This window comes from Burkholderia sp. E168m23, from assembly GCF_016586125.1.
In the GTDB taxonomy this organism is placed as follows: domain Bacteria; phylum Pseudomonadota; class Gammaproteobacteria; order Burkholderiales; family Burkholderiaceae; genus Burkholderia; species Burkholderia orbicola.
Genome location: NZ_BCPP01000931.1, coordinates 1 through 2,782 on the forward strand (window position 1 = coordinate 1; position 2,782 = coordinate 2,782).

General features: G+C 66.4%; 3 protein-coding genes and 1 pseudogene. 1 reads left to right on the forward strand and 3 read right to left on the reverse strand.

The annotated features are described in order from the left end of the window. The first annotated feature begins 109 nt into the window (after positions 1 to 109). Positions 110 to 1,465, forward strand: a complete 1,356-nt coding sequence (locus JMF90_RS32135) for a polyhydroxyalkanoate depolymerase (RefSeq protein WP_011548277.1) — start codon at positions 110 to 112, stop codon at positions 1,463 to 1,465. Between the two features lie 107 nt (positions 1,466 to 1,572). Here the strand turns inward: JMF90_RS32135 and JMF90_RS32140 are convergent, their stop codons facing one another. The 3 genes and pseudogenes from JMF90_RS32140 to JMF90_RS32150 form a co-directional block, all read right to left on the reverse strand. After that, positions 1,573 to 2,037, reverse strand: coding sequence for a DUF3761 domain-containing protein (locus JMF90_RS32140; protein ID WP_011548278.1), 465 nt, complete (start codon positions 2,035 to 2,037; stop codon positions 1,573 to 1,575). A gap of 62 nt (positions 2,038 to 2,099) precedes the next feature. Further along, positions 2,100 to 2,237, reverse strand: a complete 138-nt coding sequence (locus JMF90_RS32145; protein WP_006488624.1) for an HHHH-motif protein — start codon at positions 2,235 to 2,237, stop codon at positions 2,100 to 2,102. Between the two features lie 294 nt (positions 2,238 to 2,531). Further along, positions 2,532 to 2,782: pseudogene (locus JMF90_RS32150) on the reverse strand (cupin); the annotation flags it as partial.

Genomic DNA, 2,782 nt, shown 5'->3' on the forward strand with positions numbered 1-2,782 from the left:
CGTACCGCGCGCCGCCGCGTTCCGGAACCACGTGCAACGCGCGTGCCAGCGAGCATGCTGGCATACGGCTTGCCTCGTTCCCTTCACTGCGGCGTCACGAGCGACGGTCATGAACCTGCTTGCCTATCCGTTTTATCAATGGTCTGCGGAATGCCTGCGCCCGGCGCGTGCGTGGGCGGCCGCGACGCGCGCGACGATGTCGCTGTGGCCGCCGGCGACTTCGACGCCGACGGGCCGCATGGTCGACGCGCTGTGCGAACTGCTCGAATGCTGCGCGTTCTCGCATCGGCGGCCGCCGTTCGGCATCGCGTCGGTCGTCGTCGACGGCGAAACGGTGCCGATCGTCGAGGAAGCCGCGACGACCACGCCGTTCGGGACGCTGCTGCATTTCCGCAAGGCCCGGCCGGTCGCGCGCCAGCCGCGCGTGCTGATCGTCGCGCCGATGTCCGGGCACTTCGCGACGCTGCTGCGCGGCACGGTACGCACGATGCTGGCCGACCACGACGTGTACATCACCGACTGGCACAACCCGCGCGACATCCCGCTGGCGGCCGGGCGTTTCGGTTTCGACGAGTACGTCACGCATGTGATCGACTTCATCCGCCACATCGGCCCGGACGCGCACGTGCTGGCGATCTGCCAGCCGACCGTCGCGTCGCTCGCGGCAGTGTCGCTGATGGCGGCCGGCGGCGATCCGGCGCAGCCCGCGAGCCTCACGCTGATGGCCGGCCCGATCGACTGCCGCGTGAATCCGACGAAGGTCAACGAACTCGCGACGAGCCAGCCGATCGAATGGTTCGCGCGCAACCTGATCAGCGTGGTGCCGACGGGTTTCGTCGGCGCGCAGCGGTGCGTGTATCCGGGTTTCGTGCAGGTCGGCGCGTTCATGTCGATGAACCCGGACCGGCATGCGGCGTCGTTCGCGGATCTGTACTACGAACGCGCGAAAGGCGACCCCGCGAAAGCCGATACGTTGCGGCACTTCTACGACGAATATTTCGCGACGGCCGACCTCACCGCGGAGTTCTATCTGGAAACGGTCGAGAAGGTGTTCCAGCAGTACGCGCTCGCGCGCGGCGAGCTGGCGGTGAGCGACACGCTCGTCGAACCGGCGGCGATTCATCGCACCGCACTGTTGACGATCGAAGGCGAGAAGGACGACATCTGCGCGGTGGGCCAGACGGTGGCCGCGCAGGAACTGTGTTCGGGGTTGCCGTCGTACCTGAAGACGCACCATGTACAGACGGGCGTGGGGCACTACGGCGTGTTCAACGGCAGCCGATGGGAATCACAGATCTATCCGATCGTGCGCGCGACGATCCACGACAACGAGCCGTACGATCGCACCGCGGACGCGCAAGGCGACACCAGCGGCACTCACTACGTCACGCTGCGTGCGCTGCTCGATGCGCGCGCAGCCGCGATCGATACGGCGACCGAAGCGCAATCGGATCACGCGCACTGAACGCGGTTAGCGACACAGTGAATCGCCCCGCCGGAGAGGCGGGGCGATGTTTGCTGCGGCATCAGGACGGCGCGCGAGCGAAACGACTCGCGCGCCGGGCCGGCTCGTTACGAGCAGGCCTTGCCGTGCGACGCGTGGTAGCCCTTCGCCTTCGCGTCGGCTTCCGACATGTAGCTGCCGTGCTTCGTCTTGCCGTAGTACTTGTCGGTCGAGCAGTGGTAGACCTTCGAGGCGTCGTTCGCCCACACCTTGCCCGCGCCGCCGCCCGGCGCTGCGGCGGTCGTCGCGGCCGCACTCTTCGCGGGTGCGGTGCCCGATGCCGGCGCAGCCGAAGCCGCCGTTGCGGGCGCCGCGGCCGGTGCGCTCGCCGCGGCGGCGGCCGATGCGCCGTACCACGTCTTCACGCCCTTGTGGCCCGCACACGCGCCCTTCTTCGATGCGCCCGAGTAGAACGAACCGTCCTTGCACAGCCCGGTCGTGCCGGCCGGCGCGCTGGCCGGAACCTGCGCGAACGCACCGATCGACACACCCATGCCGGCGACCAGCGCGGCGATCAACATCGTTTTTTTCATGGTCCTCTCCTGATTTGCCTGAATGATGAAAACTTCCGGGGCCTTCCCGGCAACAGCGACGGTTACCGCACCCAGCGGCACACGCGGTGATGGTGATGATCGAAGTGGCACACGCGGTGCGAATGCGCTTCGGCCAGTGCCGGCACGAGCACGGCGCAAGCCAGTGCGGTGGCCGTCAGGATCTTCGCGATGCGGTTCATGGTGAAACTCTCCCGGACAGGTCAGCCGGCGATCCGGCTGGTACCTCCTTAACGCCGGTCGTCGACGGGCCGTGCACCGCACCCGTGTGCAATTGACGATCTTTGACATCGCCTCGCCAATCGATGCTCGCAGCTGACGAATGTCTTTCTTTTCTTTCTGGTTCTTCAGCTTCGCGATCGTTTGGAATTCGAAGGAATGTGTCTAAGCGAAAATCCGTTCGCGAAAGTCAGCGGAGCAAGAAAAAACCGCCTGAGTGCAGGCGGTTCGTCGAAAACGCACACCCAACCGGCACGCTACGCACCGGCCTCGCCCCACGGCGTCGGCTCCGGCACCGCGCACGGGCCGTCGACGTCGATCGATTTGAAGTCGGCAGGCCCGACGATCTCCAGGTACTCCATGTCCGGCGAGTAGTCGAACAGGTAGTGGACGATCCCCGGCGCCTGATGCACGCAGTCGCCGGCCGCCACCAGCGTTTCCTGTTCGCCGTACATGAAGCGCGCCCAGCCTTTCAGCATGATCACGATATGGAACTCGGCCTCGTGAC

Bases quoted from the DNA above. Each gene is read 5' to 3' on its own strand.
- JMF90_RS32135 (WP_011548277.1), top strand. From the start codon at position 110: ATGAACCTGCTTGCCTATCCGTTTTATCAATGGTCTGCGGAATGCCTG.
- JMF90_RS32140 (WP_011548278.1), bottom strand. From the start codon at position 2,037: ATGAAAAAAACGATGTTGATCGCCGCGCTGGTCGCCGGCATGGGTGTG.
- JMF90_RS32145 (WP_006488624.1), bottom strand. From the start codon at position 2,237: ATGAACCGCATCGCGAAGATCCTGACGGCCACCGCACTGGCTTGCGCC.